At 70.7% G+C, this 19270-nt stretch carries 13 protein-coding genes; 6 read left to right on the top strand and 7 right to left on the bottom strand.

Annotated features, from left to right (window positions below; genetic code table 11):
- Positions 1–47: 47 nt before the first annotated feature.
- The 5 genes from J2850_RS19495 to crtI are packed head-to-tail and all read right to left on the bottom strand — an operon-like array spanning position 48 to position 6259.
- A complete protein-coding gene (locus tag J2850_RS19495; RefSeq protein WP_209984931.1) occupies positions 48–1178 on the bottom strand; it encodes a sulfotransferase family protein in 1131 nt (376 codons plus the stop codon).
- Positions 1175–2332, bottom strand: a complete 1158-nt coding sequence (locus J2850_RS19490; protein WP_209985060.1) for a glycosyltransferase — start codon at positions 2330–2332, stop codon at positions 1175–1177. The genes J2850_RS19495 and J2850_RS19490 overlap by 4 nt, the downstream gene beginning before the upstream one ends.
- An 11-nt stretch (positions 2333–2343) precedes the next feature.
- Entirely contained in the window at positions 2344–3156 is an 813-nt protein-coding gene (locus J2850_RS19485; RefSeq protein WP_209984929.1) for a lysophospholipid acyltransferase family protein, read from the bottom strand.
- A gap of 11 nt (positions 3157–3167) precedes the next feature.
- Positions 3168–4709: a phytoene desaturase family protein gene (locus J2850_RS19480; protein ID WP_209984927.1), complete on the bottom strand. Its 1542-nt coding sequence runs from the start codon at positions 4707–4709 to the stop codon at positions 3168–3170.
- The gene (gene crtI, locus J2850_RS19475) at positions 4706–6259 is read right to left on the bottom strand and encodes a phytoene desaturase family protein (protein WP_209984926.1); all 1554 of its coding nucleotides are present in this window, start codon (positions 6257–6259) and stop codon (positions 4706–4708) included. Before crtI ends, J2850_RS19480 begins: the two co-directional genes overlap by 4 nt.
- A gap of 63 nt (positions 6260–6322) precedes the next feature.
- On the opposite strand from crtI, the gene J2850_RS19470 reads away from it, so the two are divergent.
- The 4 genes from J2850_RS19470 (at position 6323) to J2850_RS19455 (ending at position 13909) form a co-directional block, all read left to right on the top strand.
- Complete coding sequence (locus J2850_RS19470) at positions 6323–7795, top strand: aldehyde dehydrogenase family protein (protein WP_209984924.1); 1473 nt, start codon at positions 6323–6325, stop codon at positions 7793–7795.
- A gap of 59 nt (positions 7796–7854) precedes the next feature.
- Positions 7855–8334, top strand: coding sequence for a DUF4126 family protein (locus J2850_RS19465; protein WP_209984922.1), 480 nt, complete (start codon positions 7855–7857; stop codon positions 8332–8334).
- A gap of 734 nt (positions 8335–9068) precedes the next feature.
- Positions 9069–9407, top strand: coding sequence for a hypothetical protein (locus J2850_RS19460; protein ID WP_209984920.1), 339 nt, complete (start codon positions 9069–9071; stop codon positions 9405–9407).
- Between the two features lie 191 nt (positions 9408–9598).
- Complete coding sequence (locus J2850_RS19455; protein WP_209984918.1) at positions 9599–13909, top strand: hypothetical protein; 4311 nt, start codon at positions 9599–9601, stop codon at positions 13907–13909.
- 98 nt (positions 13910–14007) lie between these two features.
- On the opposite strand, the gene J2850_RS19450 is transcribed toward J2850_RS19455, so the two are convergent.
- Positions 14008–15444, bottom strand: a complete 1437-nt coding sequence (locus J2850_RS19450) for an amidase (RefSeq protein ID WP_209984914.1) — start codon at positions 15442–15444, stop codon at positions 14008–14010.
- 149 nt (positions 15445–15593) lie between these two features.
- Between J2850_RS19450 and J2850_RS19445 the strand changes: the two genes are divergently transcribed.
- Positions 15594–16403, top strand: a complete 810-nt coding sequence (locus tag J2850_RS19445) for a helix-turn-helix transcriptional regulator (protein WP_209984912.1) — start codon at positions 15594–15596, stop codon at positions 16401–16403.
- On the opposite strand, the gene J2850_RS19440 is transcribed toward J2850_RS19445, so the two are convergent.
- Positions 16398–17744, bottom strand: a complete 1347-nt coding sequence (locus J2850_RS19440; RefSeq protein ID WP_246513240.1) for an APC family permease — start codon at positions 17742–17744, stop codon at positions 16398–16400. The genes J2850_RS19445 and J2850_RS19440 overlap by 6 nt on opposite strands.
- Positions 17745–17977: 233 nt before the next feature.
- Here J2850_RS19440 and J2850_RS19435 point away from each other — a divergent pair, with 233 nt between their 5' ends.
- The gene (locus J2850_RS19435) at positions 17978–19192 is read left to right on the top strand and encodes a PQQ-dependent sugar dehydrogenase (RefSeq protein ID WP_209984911.1); all 1215 of its coding nucleotides are present in this window, start codon (positions 17978–17980) and stop codon (positions 19190–19192) included.
- The last annotated feature ends 78 nt before the right edge of the window (positions 19193–19270 follow it).

Below are 19270 nucleotides of genomic sequence, written 5' to 3'. Positions count from 1 at the left end.
CCGGCGCAGCCCCCCTGCCGCTTGAAACGTGACTCACACGGAAGACTCTAATATCCCCAGCGGTCGAAGGCGAACGCCCACCGGTCGCGCACCTGCCGGCGCACCGGTTCCTCCAGCGCATGCGAAGCGCGCCGGTAGCCGCTGATCCCCATCAGGTAGGCTTCGATGCGCGGACGGGCCGCCTCGAAAGCTCCCAGCCCGAGTGCCTCGTAGATGCCGGCCAGCACCCCCAGCGGGTCGGCGGTCAGGTCGCGGTAGGCGACCTCCACCAGCCGCCCCGATGGCAGTGCCGACCGGTCCCGGTCGAAGCGCTCCATGATCGCCGGATAGAGGTCCAGCACCAGCGCGTCGACCGCCCCGGCATCATAGCGTTGCAGCGAGAACTCCCGCAGCAGCGTCAGCAGCATCCGGCGGGTGGAGCTGTAGACCTCGTGGGGGTCGCGGTGGATGTGGACGACCACGGCATCCGGGCGCAACGCCAGCAGCTCCGCCAGCTTGGCCGTGTGGGCCGGGTTCTTGACCAGCAGCCGGCGCGGCCCATGCCGCAACTGCAGCTTCAGCAGGTAATGGTCGAGCCGGCGGCGCCACAGATCGACCGCCTCGGGCGTGCAGTCCTCGAACAGCACGCCCTGCCGGAAGGCCCGGCGCAGATGTTTGGGGAAGAAGATGCCGTGGTAGTAGGACAGCGGCTGCATCAGCGCCAGCGCCAGCTCGTCCTCCTGCGGGGCGGTCGGATCGACCGGGATCGGGTCGATGATGCGGTCGGGCGGCAGCCACTCCTCCAGCCGGGCGCGCCAGAAGCCGCTCAGCCCCAGGAAGCCCCAGGGCAGGCCGACCGCCAGCGGATCGGGGGCGGCGAAGCGGGGATCCTGCGCCATCAGGTTCAGAAGATGCGTCGTGCCGCTGCGCCAATGGCCGAGGATGAACAGCGGCGGCGGCGATCCGGCCAGCCCCGCCCCCGTGGCCATGGACCGCCCGACCTTGTGGTTCTCCAGGGCGTCGAAGGGTGCCCGCAACGCGGCGCTGCCGAGCGCGGTCGCCACCCGATGCAGGTGGCGCGGCGCCACCCCGCCGCCGTCCCGCAGGGCCTCGCGCAGGACGGTGGCCAGCGTCGCGGCATCGGCCCCGGCCAGCGGGTGGAAGATGCGGTGCGCGCGCCGGCGCAGCCAGGGCGTCACGGCAGGCCGCCCGGATAGGCGCGTCCCCGCCACTGGGCCGGCCGGCCGCGGCGGGCGCGCAGCAACGCCGACCATTGGATCGCCAGCAGCAGCAGGATGCCCAGCGGGTGCAGCAGCGCCCCCAGGATGCTCTGGCGGAAGCGGACGGCCAGCAACAGGCGGAACAGCAGGCCGGCCGCCGCCCCGGCCGCCGCCGCCGCCACCGTGAAATCCGGCACCGCGGAGTCCGCCAGCGGCGCGACCGCCGCCCAGGCCAGCAGCAGCCAGGGCGCCACATGGCCGCCGAACAGCAGCAGGGTCCAGACCGGCAGGGCCGACGGCGTCGCCATCCCCTCGGTCGCGTTCTTGGAAAAGCCGGCCCAGACCTCGCGCCAGCCGCGGTACATGCGGCAGCGCGCCAGTCCCGTGGCGTCGAACAGGTCCGTGCCCTGCCCGGCCCGGCGGAAGGCCCGCGGCAGCGTCACCCCGTCATGCAGCGAGGCGGCGATGGCGGCATGGCCGCCGGCCGCGCGATAGGCGTCGCGCCGCACCGCGATCAACTGGCCGCAGGCGGCCCCGAAGCGCGGGTCTTCCGACCGCCGCATCATCGCCATCGGCAGGTAGCCGAGCAGCAGGACATGGATCAGCGGGATCACCAGCGCCTCGGCCAGGCCGCCGGTCTCCTCCCGCGGCACGCCGCTGACCAGCCCGGCGCCCGTCGCCAGCAGCGCGCCGCTGGCCAGCCGGGCGGCGTCGGGGGCGAGCGTCAGGTCGGAATCCTGGAACAGCAGGACCGGATGCCGGGCCAGGCCGGACAGCACGTGGCAGGCATGCTGCTTGCCCGACCATCCCGGCGGCAGCGGCGGCGCGACCTCCAGCCGGACGCGCGGGTCGCGGGCGGCGATGGCGCGCACGATTTCCGCGGTGCGGTCGCTCGACTGGTCGTCCAGCACCACCACCTCCAGCACGACGCCGCGGCTGGCCAGCGCCGCCTCCACCGCCGCGGCGATGGTCGCCTCCTCGTCGCGGGCGGGGATCAGGATGCTGACCGCCGTCCCCGGCGGCGGCTCCGCCTCCGGACGCCGGTAGTGGCGCAGGTTGGCGATGCCGAGCACCAGCGGCAGCAGGGCGAGCAGCAGCGACAGCAGGGCGGCGGCCTCCGGCAGAGTGGCCATTGGCACGGCGGTCACCGGCGCGCCTCGCCGGCTCCGCCATCCTCATGGAGATCCTCATGGGCGGGGGAGAAGTTCCGTCCGCCGGCCCAGGCCCGCGCCCGCCGCCACAGGTCGTAGACGCCGCCCACCCCGGCCCTGCCGGCGACCAGCGTGGTGAAACGGGCGGGATCCCGGCTCCGTGCGTCCGCGGCCAGCAGGTCCATCGCCGCCTCCAGCCTGCTCTCCAGCACCGAGGCGATCTCCGCCACCGGCCGGCCGGCGAGCTCGGCGGCGTCCAGCGGCTCGCCGAAACGGGCCAGCACCTCCGGCGTGCTCTCGTTCCAGAAGGGATATTCCAGCGCCATCGGGACCACCTGCGCCGAGGGCACCCGGCGGACCAGATGGGCGACGCCGGGCCGCAGGCGGACCGGACGGCAGCGCGGGTCGGTGAAGGTGCCCTCAGCGGTCACCCACAGCATGGCGCGCGGATCGGCCAGGATCCGTTCGCCATGCCGCAGGAAGGCCGCCGCCCCGGCCCGGCCCGGCTCGATCCCGAACAGGCCGATGCGGGCCATGAAGGGATAGCGGCGCAGCATCGCCGCGTCGATCGGCCCGTATCCGGGCCTCTCGCGGTAGCGGCTGTCCGCCATCAGGATCAGGACGGCGGGATCCCACCAGGAGGGATGGTTCAGGTAGACGATCGCCGGCCGGCCGGGTGCCAGCGCCGGCCAGCCCGGCCGCGCCAGCCGCACCGCGTGGAAGCCGCGCCGAAGCCGGTGCGCCATCACCGCGCCGAAGAAGCGGAAGAGCGCGGACGAACGCAGCCCGAGCGGATCGCCGTTCATGCCGCCCCCGCTCAGGCGACGGCGCGCAGGGCGCCGTCGCGGCCGGCACCCTTCAGGTCGCGGTCGAGGCTGTCGGCGGCGATCCAGCCCGACATCAGCACCATCGGCATGCCCGGCCCCGGATGGGCGGCGCCGCCGGCCAGATACAAGCCCTCGACGTCGCGCGACCGGTTGCCGGGCTTGAAGGCGCCCATGAAACGGCCATGGCTGGCGAGGCCGTAGATGGCGCCGTTCAGCACGCGGTAGCGGTCGTGGATGTCCTGCGGCGTCAGCACCCGCTCGAAGCGGATGCGCTCCTCCAGGTCGGGCATGCCGGCGGTGCGCTTCAGCTTGTCGAAGACGACCTTGCGGTACTTCGGCAGCATGCGCGACCAGTCGTGGCGGGGCCGCAGGTAGGGGGTGTGGACCAGCACGTACAGCGCCTCGCCGCCCGGCGGGGCCACCCCCGGTTCGGTGCGCGCCGGCGCGGCGATGTAGCAGGTCGGATCGGGCGCCGGCTCTCCCTGGCGGTAGATCCAGTCGAACTCCTCCTCCGGGTCGCGGGAGAAGACGAAATCATGGTGCAGCAGATGGTCGTAGCCGCGGTCGAGCCCAAGGTAGAACACCACCCCCGAGCAGGCCGGCTCGTAGCGGCGGCGCTTGCGGAAGCGCTTGGCCGGCTCGCCCCCCACCAGTTCCTCGTAGGTGCGCACGCTGTCCATGTTGGAAACCACCGCCGACACCGCGATGCGTTCGCCGCCGTCGGTCTCCACGGCGACCGCCCGGCCGCGCTCCACCACCAGACGGCTGACGCCGGTCCCGGTGCGGATGTCAACCCCGAGCCGCTGCGCCACCCGCTCCAGCGCCGCCGGCACGGCGCGGGTGCCGCCGATCGGGTACCAGACGCCGTCGTTGGTCTGCATGTGGGCGATGGCGCACAGCACCGCCGGCGAGCCGTAGGGCGAGGACCCGACATACTGGGTGAAGTGGTCGAGCATCTGCGCCGCCCGCGCATCCGGCACATGGCCGCGGATGGTGCCGGCGACCGTCGTCCCCATGCGCAGCGCCAGCACGTCGGACAGGGTGCGGGCGTTGAAACTGTCCCGCATATTCAGGGTGTCGCCGAGATCCTCCACCGACTTCCAGAAGAAGAAACGCTCCGAAATGCCGTGCAGCCGCTCGGACAGAGCCTGGAAGCGGCGATAGCCATCGCCGGCCTTGCTGCCGGGCGCCAGCCGGTCCAGATCCCCGGCCATCCGGCCGACATCCTCAGACAGGTCCAGCACCGTGCCGTCGTCGAAGAAGCAGCGCCACTGCGGTTCCAGCCGGACCATCTCCAGCTCGCGGTCGAGGTCGCAGCCGGCCTCCTCCAGGATGCGGCGCAGGACGCGCGGCACCGTCAGGATGGTCGGCCCCATGTCGAACCGGAAGCCGTCCTCCTCCAGCACCGCCGCCTTGCCGCCGACCCAGCCGTTCTTCTCCAGCAGCGTGACGCTGTGCCCGCGCGCCGCCAGAACCACCGCCGCGGCCAGCCCGCCGAGCCCGCCGCCGATCACCGCGATCCGATCCGTCATGCCATCCCCCCTGCGAGCGCCTGCCGGATGCCGGCGGCCATGCCCTTGTTCGTGTTGCGCCACGGCGTCGGCAGCCCGAGTTCCTGGGCCAGCAGCCGCGACGTGATGCGGGCGCCCTCGAAGATCACCGGCAGGCCGCTGCCGGGATGGGTGCCGCCGCCGACCAGATAGACGCCGTCCAGATCCTCGAAGCGGTTGCGCGGCCGCAGGTGCAGCATCTGGTCCAGGCTGTGCGCCAGGTTGAAGGTGGCGCCGCGGTGGACGGCGAACTGCGCCTCCCAGTCAGCCGGGGTCAGCATGCGCTCCACCCGGATGCGGCGCTCCAGGTCGCGCACGCCGAAGTCCGCCAGGCGGTCGAGCACCTTGCGGCGATAGCGCGGCGCCTCGGCCTGCCAGTCGATGTGGCCGCGCTGGTGGCCGACCGGGACCAGGACGTAGAGCGTGCTGCAGCCGGGCGGCGCCAGCTCCTTGTCGGTGACGCAGGCGTTCTGGACATAGATCGACGGGCGGCGCGGCAGCTCCCGGCATTCCTCGATCTCGGCCAGGTTGCGGGCGTAGTCCTCCGCCAGATAGACGGTATGGTGGTCCAGCCCGTCGACCGTCCCTTCGATGCCGAGATAGAGCATGAAGGTCGAGCAGGAGAATTTCTTGGTGGCGATGCGGGCGTCGCTCCAGCGCCGGCGCAGGTCGTCCGGAACCAGCGCGCTCATCGCGCGGGCGAAATCGGCGTTGATGACCAGCGCGTCGGCCGGATAGTCCCCGGCTTCGGTGCGGACACCGACGGCGCGGCGCCCCTGGAAGCGGATGTGGCGGACCGTCTCGTTCAGCCGGACGGTCACGCCCATGTCCTCGGCAACCCGGCGCATCGCCGTCATCACCGCCTCCGTCCCGCCGCGGGGATGGAAGACGCCGTGCTCATGCTCCAGGAAGGACAGGATGGTGAACAGGCTGGGGCAGCGGAAGGGCGACATGCCCAGGTACTTGCTCTGGAAGGAGAAGGCGAGGCGGACGCGCGGGTCCTCGAAGAAGCGCGACAGCTCGCGGTCGACCGACCGGTGCGGGTTCAGCTTGCCCAGCGCCTTCAGCATCGGCAGCGAGGCCAGCGCCCTGGGGCTGGAGAAGTCCGACTCCAGCACCGGGCGGAAAAGCTCCATCTTCTTGCGGTTCTCCGCCAGGAAGCGCGGCAGCCCCCCGGCGTCCCGCGGATTGAGCTTGCCGATCTCCTCCATCAGCGCACCCATTTCGGCATGGGTCCGCAACTCGCCGCCGCCCTCGAACACCAGGCGGTAGAGCGGATCGAGGCGGATCAGGTCGACCTCTTCCGCCAGACGGCGACCGCAGGCCGCGAAGATCTCCTCCAGGATGCGGGGATACAGGAAGAAGGTCGGGCCGCTGTCGAAGCGGAAGCCGTCCATGGCAAAGCCGGCCGACCGGCCTCCCACCCGGTCCATCCGTTCCAGCACGGTGACCTTCGCCCCGGTGAGCGCGAGGAGCATCGCGGACGCAAGTCCGCCCGGTCCCGCGCCGATGATCACGACCTGTCGTTCCATCAGCTTGCCAAAAGCTCCTGTAATGACGACTTTTGCCGTGACGGGTACGAAGCTGGGTCGGAAATGGATCTCAACAATAGCCCTTACTCTCCTGGCTTAGCCCATACGAGCCGACGGCTGGTTGAAAATTCCCGCGCCGTATTGGCATCCTGGTCGGCCACGAGTATTTCCGAAAGACTTCGCATCGTCCGCGGACTTCGGCGGATGATTGCGGCGGGGGCCGAGGATCTCGTCGGTTCCCTGGCATCACGTCCCGGACGCAGCGCGGCGGAAAGCCTGAGCGCCGAAGTCCTGCCGCTCGCGGACGCCTGCCGCTTCCTGGAACGGGATGCTGCGCGCCTGCTGGCGCCGCGGCGGCTGGGACGGCGCGGGCGTCCCGCCTGGCTGTTCGGGGTGGACGCCGAGGTGCGGCGCGACCCTTTCGGCGTCGTCCTGGTCGTCGCCCCGTCGAACTACCCGCTGCTGCTGCCCGGGGTGCAGGCCATCCAGGCACTGGTTGCGGGCAACGCCGTGCTGGTCAAGCCGGCTCCCGGCTGTTCCGCGCCGATGGAGCGGCTGGGCGGGCTTCTGGCCGGGGCCGGCCTGCCCGACAGGCTGTTCCAGGTGCTGGGAGAGGCGTCCGACGCGGTGGCCGACGCGCTCGACGCCGGGATCGACAAGCTGGTGCTGACCGGGTCCGCGGCGACCGGGCGTGTCGTCGGCGAAGCGGCGGCGCGCCACCTCGTCCCCTCGACCATGGAGCTGTCGGGCAACGACGCCGTGTTCGTCCTGCCCGGTGCCGAACCGACGGCGGTCGCCCGCGCGCTGGCCTTCGGCCTGCGCTTCAACGGCTCGGCCACCTGCATCGCGCCAAGGCGGGTCTTCGTGCCGCGTGAGGCGGCCCCGGCGCTGGAGGAGGCGGTGCGGCAAGCCGTCGCCGCCAGCCCGCCCGTCCCGGTGGCCCTGCCCCTGCGCCGCCGCTTGGCCGCCCTGGTCCGGGCGGCCGCCGCGGAGGGCGCCCGGCCGCTCGGCCCGCCGCCCGACGAGCAGACCCCCGGGATGACGCCATTGGTGGTGGCCGACGCCCGGCCGGAGATGGCCCTGCTGCAGGAGGAGCTGTTCGCCCCCATCCTGTCGCTGGTCCCGGTCACCGACGTCGAGGACGCATTGGCCGGCGCCGCGCGGAGCCCCTATGCGCTCGGCGCCTCGATCTTCGGCCCCGAAGCGCAGGCGCGGGCGCTGGCCCTGCGGGTGGACGCCGGGACCGTGACGGTGAACGACCTGATCGCCCCCACCGCGGACCCCCGCCTGCCGTTCGGCGGGCGCCATGCCAGCGGCTGGGGCGTCACGCGCGGCGCCGAAGGGCTGCTGGAGATGACGCGGGTGAAGTCCATCTCGGTCAACCGCGGCCGGCTGCGCCCGCATTTCGACCCGCCGGGCGACGGGGACGAGGCGCTGCTGCTGGCGGCGCTCGAACTCTTCCACGGCGGACTGGCCGGACGGGCCGGCGCGCTGCCCAGGTTGGCTGCCGCGCTCCGCCAACGCCGCGGCCGCTGAGCCGCGGCCTGCGACCCCCGCCCCCAACCCCGAGCCGCCGCAATCCTTGAGGAATCCCGATGTCCGCCCCGCTCTTCGTTCCGCTGATCCTCGCCGTGCTGATCGGCGCCGTCGCCGGATCGCGCACCCTTCTCGCCCCGGCGGCGGTCAGTTGGGCCGCCTACGTCGGTTGGCTCGACGTTTCGGGAAGCTGGCTGTTCTTCATGGGACACCCCGTGTCGCCCTGGGTGTTCACCGTTCTGGCGGCGCTGGAGCTGGTCGCCGACAAGCTGCCCACCACACCCAGCCGCAAGCTGCCCTTTCCTTTCGCCAGCCGCATCGCCGCCGGCGCCATCGCCGGTGCCACGATCGTCGCCGGCTCCGGAGGAGGCCCCTGGGCGGCGGGCCTGATCGCCGGCGGGCTCGGCGCTGTCGCCGGCACGCTCGGCGGCTACGCCGCCCGCATGCGGATGGCGCGGGCCTTCGGCCGCGACCGGCCGGCCGCGCTGATCGAGGACGCCGTGGCTCTGGCCGCCGCCCTGCTGATCGTGGCCGCATGACCCCGCCCCGCCGTCCGGGCCGGACCATCACCCGATGAACACATCCGCGGATGACGGGGCCTCACCGGTAAAGCCGCCATTCGCCTGAAGGCGTCCTTCGCCTGAGGGCGCGTAGGCGCTGCCCTTCTTTGCCAACGCCCACCCTCCTCCGGACGTCACGACGTCGCTGGAGAGGACCTGCCGAAGGCGGTCGTCTGCCGGCCCGGAGAATGGCGGCCTGGAGAATGGCGGCCTGGAGAGTGGCGGCCTGGAGAATGGCGGCATCCACGACCCGTTTTGCGACCTGCGGGCCGGTCAGGGCAAGCACCATCCGTTGCAGGAAGAAGACCCACCCGTGGTGTGTCCGTCGGGAACCGATGGCATCAGGTCGGGGCGACGGTGCTGCCCGCGACATGCAGGCTCCAGCCCACTCCATTGTGCATCAGCCAGATCACAGGGTCTTATACGGCATGAATAGGGAGCGCTCCCCGAACCCGTCACCCGTTTGCCGATACGACCTGAAACTTGGCGCCACCGCTGACAGCGCCGCGGATTTTTCGAGCGGCACGATTCCATTATAGAATTATATTATTGAATCAATTTACCACAAAAGAGGGTTTCAATTCGATTGTTGCTATTATGAAGTGTGCAGCCTTACTGTTTTTATCGTGACGGATCGGCCGATCCATCATGTCAGCAATACTGTCGCTGGCTTTCGCGCTTGACGCGCCAAAAATGCCGATCTGGAGAATGAAATGTCGATCGATATCCAATTGACCGCAGTGTTCAAGGTCGGTAACGCGATCTACAATGCCAGCATGAGCGTTCCGGCCGCGACGCCCACCAAGGACAGTCCTTTCATCTTCGACGTCACCAGCAAGCCGGCGACCGACGGCGACGACAAGGAGGCAAGCGTCCTGACCGTTGCCGTCGGCGGTTCCGGCTTCGTCTATGTCGCGGTGGCTCCGCCGCAGGATCTGATCACCGCCGCCGCCGGCGACATCGTCCAGTCCCTGAACGTCGTGGTTGCGGAAGGCGAGTACGACAAGGTGAAGAAGACCTTCAAGGCGGCGGCAGCGATCGAAGGCAGTTGAGACCCGCAAAGCCATAGCGTCCTGCATGGTGGCCGGGGCCATGCCTGGGATCGGTTCCGATGGTGCGCGGCCGATCCCAGTGCGGCCCTCTTCTGCGGCGTTCCGGTCCGGTGATCCGGTCCCGTGATCCGGCCTGGGCGCCCGCCGCGTACCCGCGTTCTCCTTCTGATATTTGCGGAAAGAGCCCTTCCATGCAGATCGGCATCAGCGGAACCTTCCAGGTCTTCAAGGTTTTCAGCAAGAAACTGGAAGCGCCGACGGTCTGCAAGCTGTCGATATCGAAGACGCACAGCCTGATCTATGCCGAAATGACGGACCTCGATATCGTCGAACTGCTGAACGAGGCCTTCGATCTCGAAACGGGTGGGGTCTTCCTCAAGGTTTCCTCGGCAGGCTTCTTCACCTTTTCCGCCACAGGCGGCGGGTCTCCGGAAACCACACTGCGGAGCGCCTTTCCCCAGTCGCCGGTTCCCGCCTCCGTCGCGGCGGTCACCCGCCCGGTGACCGGCACCACGTCCTTCTGGCTGACGATCGCGCTGACCGATCCCGATGCCGACGGCGGCCTGTTCTACAGCATCGCCGAGATCGGAATTTCCAAGGCGAGTACGATATCCCTGTCGGCGACCTTCGCCAAGGACACCAAGGCCACCACCGCCATCCGCAATGCGCTCTACACCGCCAGGCTGGATGGCTCGGTCAGCCTGTTCGACACCTTCACCTTCCGCGACATCGCCGTCACCTACAGCATCGCGGAGGGGAAGAAGCTCTCCGTCAGCGGTTCGCTCGACGTCTCCCTGTTCGGAAGCCACTTCACCTTCACCGGCGACATCCAGTCGGACAGCACCAGACAGGTCGTCACCGCCAATGTCGCGGCGGTCGGGGACGTCGATCTCGCCTCGCTGTTCGACGGCGCTTTCCCGAACATCTCCTTCACCGGCCTCCGCTTCAACCTCCATTATCCGTACGGGCGGAACAAGAGCGCCGCCAGGTTCATGGTGCGGGGCAACTGCAATTTCGCCAGCCTCCAATTCACCGGCCTCCTGTATCTGGAGGGCACCCGGCCGACGCTGGCCAGCGTCGTCTTCACCCGCTCGGCATCCATCGGCACGCTGTTCGAGCAGTGCATCAGGAACGCATCCTGGCCCTCCGATCTGGTCGACCTGACCCTGCTGGCAGGCAGTCAGGTCTACTACAACGCGACGCAAGCCCCGCTGACCCTGACGCTGTCCCATGACGGAACAGCCCCGACGCTGCTGCCTGCTCCCGCCAGCGCGGCCGGGCTGCTTCCCGGCGGCCCGAGAAGCGTCACCTACCGCGAGGGTTTCAACGTCGCTGCCTCGTTCGTCCTGACCCTGCTGAAGGACATCGAGATCGCCGGCACCCTCCTGGTCAACGACGACGGCGTCACCGCCAGGATCGAGATCGCCAAGCCGATCGACATTTATGTCCTGTCGATCACCCGCCAGCGCGACCACAGTCTCGGCCCCGTGCTGTCCTTGAACACCAAGGGCCGGACAGGATCGCTCAGCTTCGCCGGATCGCTGCTGTTCTTCCAGGAATCCTTCGGTGTCGACGCGACCGTCGCCGCCACGAAGAGCGCGGCCGGGAAGCTGAAGATCGAGACCACCCTTTCCCCGACCCGCGACTACCTTCCGCTCCTGCACGCATCCGACCGGCTGTCCTTCAGCTACAGCGCCGATCAGGGCTTCAAGATCGATCACTGGCCGGGATTCGAGGCGGCCGAGGACATCATCGATTTCTTCAGCACCCTGAAGGAGCTGTCCAGCGCGAAGGGTGGCAACGGCATCTGCGGCAAGATCGTCGACATCATCACCGACAAGCTGCTGGGCCAGACATGGTCGCTGTCGCCCGCCTTCGCCTCCGACAGCACCAGGGGGCTCAGCCTGAACCTGAGCCTTTCCTACAGCCTGGCCTGCGACGGCAATGCCTTCGCCACCGTCACGCTGAAGGACGCGCTGGTGATCCCCATCCCCAACAGCGTCAGTCTCGAATCCTCCAGCCCGAACTACCTGTGGACGGTCATCGGCAAGGCCATCGAGGGCGCTGCGGAATCGATCGTCCAGGCGCTGCTGAACGACACGGCATCGATTGCCAAGTTCCTGGCGCTGTTTGCCGGCAAGGAGGCTGCGGAGTATGCCGCAACCCTCATCTGCCAGGAACTGGCCGATGCCGCGCTGGACGCCGCCGTCGATGCCGCCCTCGCCGCTCTGGCCGACGCGGCGGCGACCGCGGCCGGTCCCGCCGCCGCCATCTCGGCGATGGGAACGGCCATCGCCACCGCCCTTGCCACCGCCGGCAGTCACAGCCGCCCCGACGACGGTCCCCCCGCCGCACCGGGCAACCTCACCCTCGACGTTTCCGGTGGGGTGGTCACCGCCCGCTGGATGCCCAGCAGCGGCGCTCACGGCTATATGGCCAACCTCTCCGATCAGGACGGCAAGCTGCTGGCCACCAGCGGCGCGCTGGACTACCGGACCCGCTCCCAGTCCTTCGACGTCCAGCCGGAAACCCTTCCCGCCGCCTGCACCATCGCCGTCACCGCGACAAACGCCAAGGGAAGCGGCCCGGCGGCGACCGCAGCGGTCACCTATCTCGCCGCTCCCGGCACTCTCGGCATGGGGCCGGTGACCGTTTCCGATGGCGGCGCCAGCCTGGAGGTGACCTGGACCGGCGTCGCCGCGGCCACATCCTACACGCTGACCGCCGCCGGACCGGTGACGATCCACCGGACCGGGCCGGAGACCACCGCCATGCTGACCTTCGGCCCGGACGAACCGGCCGGCGCCTACGTGGTGACGGTCGCCGCCGCCGGTGGTGCCGGAACCGTGCCGAGCCCGGCGTCCACGCCGTTGACCCTGACCCGCCTCGGCCGCCCCGACAGGCCGGCTGCCACCGTCGACGACGCCGGTACGGTCGCCCTGCGGTGGAACGCCGTCGCCGGCGCCGCCTTCTACACGATGACCGCTGTCGGACCGGTGACGCTGAGCCGGACCGTCACCACCGCCGAAACCACCCTGACCTTCGGCCCGGACGACCCGGCCGGTGATTATGCGGTGGCCATCGCCGCCACCGGCGGGGAGGGGACCATCGCCGGCCTGCCATCCGCCCCGCTGGTCTTGACCCGGCTCGGCACGCCCGCCGGGCTGACCGCCACGGCGAAGGCCGCCGCCGATGCCGTGACGCCTGCCACGGTCGGCGCCACCTGGGCGTCGGTCGCCGGCGCCGCTTCCTACCGCCTCATCCTGACCGCGCCGGACGGCATGGTCACCGCGGTCCCGGTGGCCGCTGCCGAAGGTGCCTCCCAGGCCGGCGAGGTCGTCGTGCCGGCACCGGCCGCCGGCGCCTGGACGCTGGCGGTTCAGGCGCTGCCGCCCGACGGGGAGTCCTCGACCGTCGCCGGTGCGGCATCGGCCGTGGTCACCCTGACCGGCCTGCCGGCTCCTACCGGGCTGACCGTCGTCAGGAGCGCGGCTTGCGATCCGCCCGACGTTGCGGCCGAGATTCGCTGGAGCGCTGTCGCCCAGGCGACATCCTACACAGTGACCGCCGTTGGGCCGGTGACACTCAGCGTCACCGTCACGGCTGCCGAGGCGGTGCTGGGGTTCACCTCCAATGACCCCGCCGGCGAGTATTCGGTGACGGTCACCGCAAGAGGTGGGGACCAAACCCTTCCCAGCACGGCGTCCGCCGCATCCCCCCTGCTCCGGCTCGCCACTCCCGTTCTGTTGCAGGTCGAGCGCTCTCCCACGGCTTGCGGCGTTATATGGAACAGCGTCGCCGGTGCGGGAACCTATTTCCTGCTATTGACCACCCCGGACGGGAGGAGACTGGCCGAGACGGTCGTTGCAACCGATATCCACCGTCAGCAATACACCAAGTCGCTGTCGTCGGCGGCCGAGGGCGACGCCTGGACGGTCGCCCTGCAGGCCTTGCCCGTCGACGGGCCGGACCGGGTCGTCGGCAGCCCGTTGAGCGCTCCGGCAACCGCCTTGATCGCCCTGCCGGGAGGGCCGGTCAGGATGGTCCGGGACCGCAAGAAGGACGGCGATCCCGCCGCCTGCGGCCGGGCGGTGATCACCGCCTTCCCGGCTCTGCTTCCCTATGGCTTGGCCAAGGCGATGGATGTCTCGGCATACCGCAAGGACGATATCCGCACGGCAGTGCGGGCGGCGTTCCCGTCGATCACCTCCGAACAGTTGGACGAGATCATCCGCCGGCTCGATCCGCCCACCTACGACCCCTTCGACCTGGTCGAGAACTGCCGGGCACTTGGGATCGGCGGGGCCGATTGCGGCCGGCAGATGATCTTGCTGCATGCGGACTACGTCTTCGGCACTCTGATATGGGCGATGTCCATGGCGGGGTATGGTGAGGATGAGGCCAGGGAAGGGATGCGGGCGGCCTTCCCGACGGTCACCGGCGCCGACATGGCTCCGGCTTTCGCCCAGGCTTATCCCAAGGACCAGCCTCCTGGCCAGTGAGCCGAGCTTCGAGGCTGTCCCGACCGAATGCACGGTGACCGCCCCCGGATCGCGGAGGCCCCGGCCACCATCGTGCCGCCCGTGACGGGCCTGCCTTGCTATCTGCGCCCGCCATGCCGGCGCGGCGACACGGCGGTCCGCCCGGCCTTCGCCAGCAGCCGTTCGGCGGCCAGCGCGATGGACAGCACCTCCTCGTCGGCGAAGCGGCGGCCGACGATCTGCAGGCCGACCGGCAGCCCGTCCGCCGCCAGACCGACCGGCAGCGACAAGGCCGGGCACTGCGGCAGGAGGTTGAAGGGACAGGTCATGTCCAGCCCGCGGTAGCGTCCGCCGGGGGCGTCGGCCATGAAGGCGTCGTCGCCGGACCCGGCGGCTGGCGCCGTCACCGCACAGGCGGGGCAGAGCAGCGCATCGTAACGCTCGAACAGCCGGGCCATGTCGCGCCACATGGCGGTGCGCAGCAGTTCGACCCGCTTGACCGGGGTGGCCCCGAGCGCGAAGCCCTGCTCGATGAGCTCGACGATGGCCGGGTCCATGCGCTCCCGGTGCTCCTCCAGCCTGTCGCCGAAATAGGCGCTCATGAACACGCACCACAGGTCGAGCCAGCGGTCGTTGACCGCCCGCGTCCAGGGCAGCGAGACCTCCTCGACCACCGCACCGCCGGCGCGCAGCAGGGCCGCCGTCTCGCGGATCGCCGTCTCCACCCCCGGCTGGACCTCGTAATAGCCGAGATCGACCGACAGGGCGAAACGGCGGCCGGCCAGCCGCCCGTCGCGCGCCGCGGCGGCTGAGAAGGCGAGCGGCAGCGACTGGATGTCCTCGTCGCTCGGTCCGGATGCCGCCGCCATGAAGGCGACGGCATCCTCGACCGTCCGCGCCAGCGGCCCGAAATGGGAGATGTTGTCGAAGACGCTGGGCAGGATGGTCATCGGGATGCGGCCGAGGCTGGGCTTCAGCCCGACGGTGCCGCACAGCGCCGCCGGGATGCGCACCGAGCCGCCCATGTCGGTGCCCTCGGCGAAGGGGACCACGCCCGCCGCCACCGCCACCGCGGAGCCGCCCGACGAGCCGCCCGATGTGCGCGTCTCGTCCCAGGGGTTGCGCGTCACCCCCCAGCGCGGGCTGTAGGTGAAGCTGGAATGGGCGAATTCGGGGGTCGTGGTCTTGCCGATCAGGATGGCGCCCGCCTGCTCCAGACGGCGGATGCACAGCGCCGTCCGGTCCGGCAGCGCCTCCTCGGTCCAGGATCCCAGCGTCGTCAGGTCGCCGGCGGTCGGCGTCAGGTCCTTGGCGGCGAACGGCACGCCGTGCAGCGCCCCGGTCGCTTCCCCCCGTGCCGCCGCCGCGTCGGCCCGGCGCGCGGCGGCCAGCGCCTGCTCCTCGCGCAGCAGGACGAAGGGGTTGAGCGGGCCGGCGACGGCGCGGGCACGCTCCAGCGCCTCGGCCACCACCGTCTCGGCACGGATGCGTCCGGCCCGCATGCCCTCCGCCATGGCGTCGGCGGGCAGGTCGAGCGGGTGGCTGTCTTGCTGCATCGGAAGGATCATGGCGTACCCGTGCTGTCGATCGTTTGGTAGGGGTCGGGGTGAAGCGGTGACGGATCCGGCTGTGGGCTTGGACGGCCGGCGGGTGGCGTGCGACCATCCTCGCGGATGCCGGCGACCGAAGAAAGGCGACACCCGCGATGCACCCCCTGCCCTTCCCGGCCTGGAACCTCGCCGTCGCCCGCTCGGTCGAGGCCATCGGCACGCCGGGCTTTCCGGCAGCGCTGGAGGCCGCCCTGCAGGCGCTGGCGCCGTTCCAGATGATGAACGGCTTCCGCTACGCGCCGGACGGCCGGGCCTTCGACCTGCACAACGACCGGCTCAGCGCCGACCGCAGCATCATCGTCGACCAGTACCTGGCCGGGGCCTATGTGCTCGACCCCTTCTACGACGCCGCCCGCGCGGGGGACGGGCCGCCCTTCATCGCCATGCGCGACCTCGCGCCGGACGATTTCGAGCAGTCGGAATACCACCGGGTCCATTACGCGGCGACCCGCATCGTCGACGAGGCGGGGTTCCGGCTGCGGCTGCCCGCCGCCCATGGCGGGGACCATGTGGCGGTCCTGTCGCTGTCGCGCATCGGTGAGGCCCGCCCCTTCGCTCCGGCCGAACTGGCCCTGCTGGGAGAGGCCGCACCGCTGGTCTGCGCGCTCGCCGTCCGGCATTGGGGTCCGATCCCCGCCCCCGCCGGATCGGGCGCCGCGGAGCCCGGTGCCGCCCCGCGGCTGTTCGAGCATCCGCAACTGACCCGGCGGGAGCAGGAGATCGTCACCCTGATCCTGAAGGGCCATTCCAGCCAGTCGATCGCGGCGCTGCTGTCGCTGTCGCCGGACACGGTGAAGGTCCATCGCCGCCGCATCTACGCCAAGCTCCGGATTTCCAGCCAGGGCGAGCTGTTCCGCCTCTTCCTGACGGCGCCCGTCCCGCCGGCCCCGGCCGGGGCGTCATGAGGCATGCTCGACGAAGTCGATCTCCGGCGGCGCCTTGCGGAACAGGCCGGTGAGGTAGGCGAGGTACAGCACGCCCAAAGCCAGCCACGCCGCACCCAGCAGCTTGGCATGGCCGTCGAGGTTGGCCAGCAGGTAGAGGTCGCACAGCGCCGCCGCCGCCGGGATGACCAGGCCGACCAGCGCGCCGGCCGCACGGACCTGCGGCTCCCGCCGCACATACAGCGCGATGACCGACAGGTTGACCGCTGTGAAGGCCAGGAAGGCGCCGAAATTGATGAAGGAGGTGGAGGTCGTCACGTCCATCCACAGCGCCGCCAGCCCGACCAGCCCGACCAGCACCAGGTTGAACACCGGCGTCCGCCAGCGCGCATGCAGCCGGCCGAAAAGCGATGCCGGCAGCACGCCGTCGCGCCCCATGGCGAACAGCAGCCGGCCGACGCTGGCCTGCGCCGCCAGGCCGGAGGTGAACTGCGCCACCACCAGCGTGGCGAGGAAGACGGTGACGAACAGGTCGCCGCCGATGGTCTTGGCGATCTCGAAGGCGGCGGCGTCCACCGACTCGAACTGCGTGCCGGGATGGACGAGCTGGACGACGTAGGAAGCGCCGACGAAGATCGCCCCGCCGGCCAGCGCGACGATCAGGATGGCCCGCGGCATGGTGCGGCGGGGATCGCGCACCTCCTCGGTCATCGTCGAGATGGCATCGAAGCCGAGGAAGGAATAGGCGGCGATCGCCGCCCCGGCGACCGAGGCGCCGATGGGCACGTCGGCCCGGAAGAAGGGCGTCAGCGACGCCAGTCCGCCCGGCCCGCTCGCCGCCATGACGGCACGCGCCGCCAGCAGCAGGAAGGCGCCGAGCACGGCAAGCTGGACCACCATCAGCACCAGGTTGACCCGGCTGGCGAAATGGACGCCTGCCAGGTTGACCGCCGTGGTGAGCCCGATGAAGCCGAGGATCCAGGCCCAGGCCGGCAGGTCGGGGAAGGCCGAGGTCAGGTAGGCGGCGCCGATCAGCCAGATCACCATCGGCAGGAAGAAATAATCGAGCAGCACCGCCCAGCCGACCAGGAAGCCGACATGCGGGCTCAGCGACTTGCGGGCATAGGTGTAGGCCGAGCCCGCCACCGGATAGACCCGCGCCATCACCCCGTAGCTGATCGCCGTCAGCAGGATCGCCCCGGCGGCGAGCGCATAGGCCATCGCCGTCGTGCCCTCGCTGGCCGTCGCCAGCGCGCCGAAGGTGCCGAGCACGATCATCGGCGTCATATAGGCCAATCCGAAGAGCACCACGGACGACAGTCCGAGCGCCCGGTCGAGCGTCACGTCTTCCTTCATCGTCATCTCCGCAAAGCAATCCCGTTCCGGAGCCGTCTTCGGACTGATGGTCCGTGACGACACCATTTGTCCTGCGGAGGGTGAAGGCGGAGGAGGTGCACGAACAATACCCCCAGGGTGTTAAAGGGGGCCAGGGTGTTGGGGCCAGGGTGTTAAAGAGAGGGTGTGCGGCTACAGCCTCTTGGACGAAGGCCGCGCACCCCCACCTTGGAGGTCTGCCACCGCTCAGGAGGACCGACATGCGCAGCACCCCGACCCTGCCGGCCGCCACCCTCTTCACCACCCTCTCGGCCGCCTTCCTTGCCGGCCCCGCCTTGCCCGCCCTTGCCCAGTCCGACCGCGCCGGCAGCGGCGACCGGACGAGAACGGTCCAGACAAGGACGGTCCAGGCAAGGACGGTCAAGACCGACGCCGGACCGCTGGCGGTGACCACGGTCGCCGAGGGGCTGGAAAGACCCTGGGCGATCGACTTCCTGCCCGACGGCCGCGCCCTGGTGACGGAAAAGCCGGGGCGCCTGCGCATCCTCTCGCGCGACGGCACGCTGTCGCCGCCGCTGGCCGGCACGCCGCAGGTCTTCACCCAGGGCCAGGGCGGGCTGATGGACGTGGCCGTCGACCCGCAATTCGCGCAGAACCGCACCATCTACCTGGCCTTCGCCGAGCCGGGCAGCGGCGGCACCGCCGGCACCGCGCTGGCCCGTGCGGTCCTGGCGGACGACCGCCTGCGCGATCTCAAGGTCATCTTCCGCCAGGAGCCGAAGGTGTCGGGCGGCAACCATTTCGGCAACCGCATCGTCTTCTCGCGCGAGGGCCACCTGTTCCTGACGCTGGGCGAGCGCAACACCTTCGATCCGGCGCAGGACACCGGCAACACGCTCGGCACCGTGGTCCGGCTGAACCGCGACGGCTCCATCCCCAAGGACAACCCGTTCGTCAACGACCCCAAGGCCGCCGGCGCCATCTGGTCCTACGGCCACCGCAACATCGAGGCGGCGGCGATCGACCCGCGGACGGGCGCGCTCTGGGTCGCAGAGATGGGACCGCGCGGCGGCGACGAGCTGAACCGGCCGCAGGCCGGCAGGAACCACGGCTGGCCGCTGGTGAGCTGGGGCCAGCATTATGACGGCCGCGACATCCCCGACCCGCCGACCCGCAAGGAGTTCGCCGACGCGGTCCTGCATTGGACGCCGGTGATCTCGCCGTCCGGGATGCTCTTCTACACCGGCGGGCTCTTCCCCGCCTGGCAGGGCAGCGCGCTGATCGGCGCGCTCAGCGGTAAGGCGCTGGTGCGGGTCGCCATCGACGGCGACCGCGCGCGCGAGGCCGAGCGCGTCGCGCTGGGCGCCCGCATCCGCGACGTCGCGCAGGGTCCGGACGGCGCGCTCTACGTCGTCACCGATGCGTCCGACGGCGCCGTCTGGCGGCTGGCGCCGATGGGGCGGGAGGCGGAATGACGATCCGCGGCTTCCGGCCGGCCGACGCGGCGGCGTTGGCCATCGGGCCGCGGGACTACGGGCCGGTGCGGGTCGCGG

This window comes from Azospirillum picis, from assembly GCF_017876115.1.
In the GTDB taxonomy this organism is placed as follows: Bacteria; Pseudomonadota; Alphaproteobacteria; order Azospirillales; family Azospirillaceae; genus Azospirillum; species Azospirillum picis.
The sequence above is the reverse complement of the archived record's forward strand: the minus strand, read 5'-3'. Positions and strand labels throughout refer to the sequence as shown.

Excerpts from the sequence above, each read along its gene's own strand:
- J2850_RS19460 (WP_209984920.1), top strand. The coding sequence starts at position 9,069 with ATGTCGATCGATATCCAATTGACCGCAGTGTTCAAGGTCGGTAACGCG.
- crtI (WP_209984926.1), bottom strand. The coding sequence starts at position 6,259 with ATGGAACGACAGGTCGTGATCATCGGCGCGGGACCGGGCGGACTTGCG.
- J2850_RS19455 (WP_209984918.1), top strand. The coding sequence starts at position 9,599 with ATGCAGATCGGCATCAGCGGAACCTTCCAGGTCTTCAAGGTTTTCAGC.
- J2850_RS19440 (WP_246513240.1), bottom strand. The coding sequence starts at position 17,744 with ATGACGATGAAGGAAGACGTGACGCTCGACCGGGCGCTCGGACTGTCG.
- J2850_RS19435 (WP_209984911.1), top strand. The coding sequence starts at position 17,978 with ATGCGCAGCACCCCGACCCTGCCGGCCGCCACCCTCTTCACCACCCTC.
- J2850_RS19465 (WP_209984922.1), top strand. The coding sequence starts at position 7,855 with ATGTCCGCCCCGCTCTTCGTTCCGCTGATCCTCGCCGTGCTGATCGGC.
- J2850_RS19470 (WP_209984924.1), top strand. The coding sequence starts at position 6,323 with ATGGATCTCAACAATAGCCCTTACTCTCCTGGCTTAGCCCATACGAGC.
- J2850_RS19480 (WP_209984927.1), bottom strand. The coding sequence starts at position 4,709 with ATGACGGATCGGATCGCGGTGATCGGCGGCGGGCTCGGCGGGCTGGCC.
- J2850_RS19490 (WP_209985060.1), bottom strand. The coding sequence starts at position 2,332 with ATGGCCACTCTGCCGGAGGCCGCCGCCCTGCTGTCGCTGCTGCTCGCC.
- J2850_RS19485 (WP_209984929.1), bottom strand. The coding sequence starts at position 3,156 with ATGAACGGCGATCCGCTCGGGCTGCGTTCGTCCGCGCTCTTCCGCTTC.
- J2850_RS19445 (WP_209984912.1), top strand. The coding sequence starts at position 15,594 with ATGCACCCCCTGCCCTTCCCGGCCTGGAACCTCGCCGTCGCCCGCTCG.
- J2850_RS19450 (WP_209984914.1), bottom strand. The coding sequence starts at position 15,444 with ATGCAGCAAGACAGCCACCCGCTCGACCTGCCCGCCGACGCCATGGCG.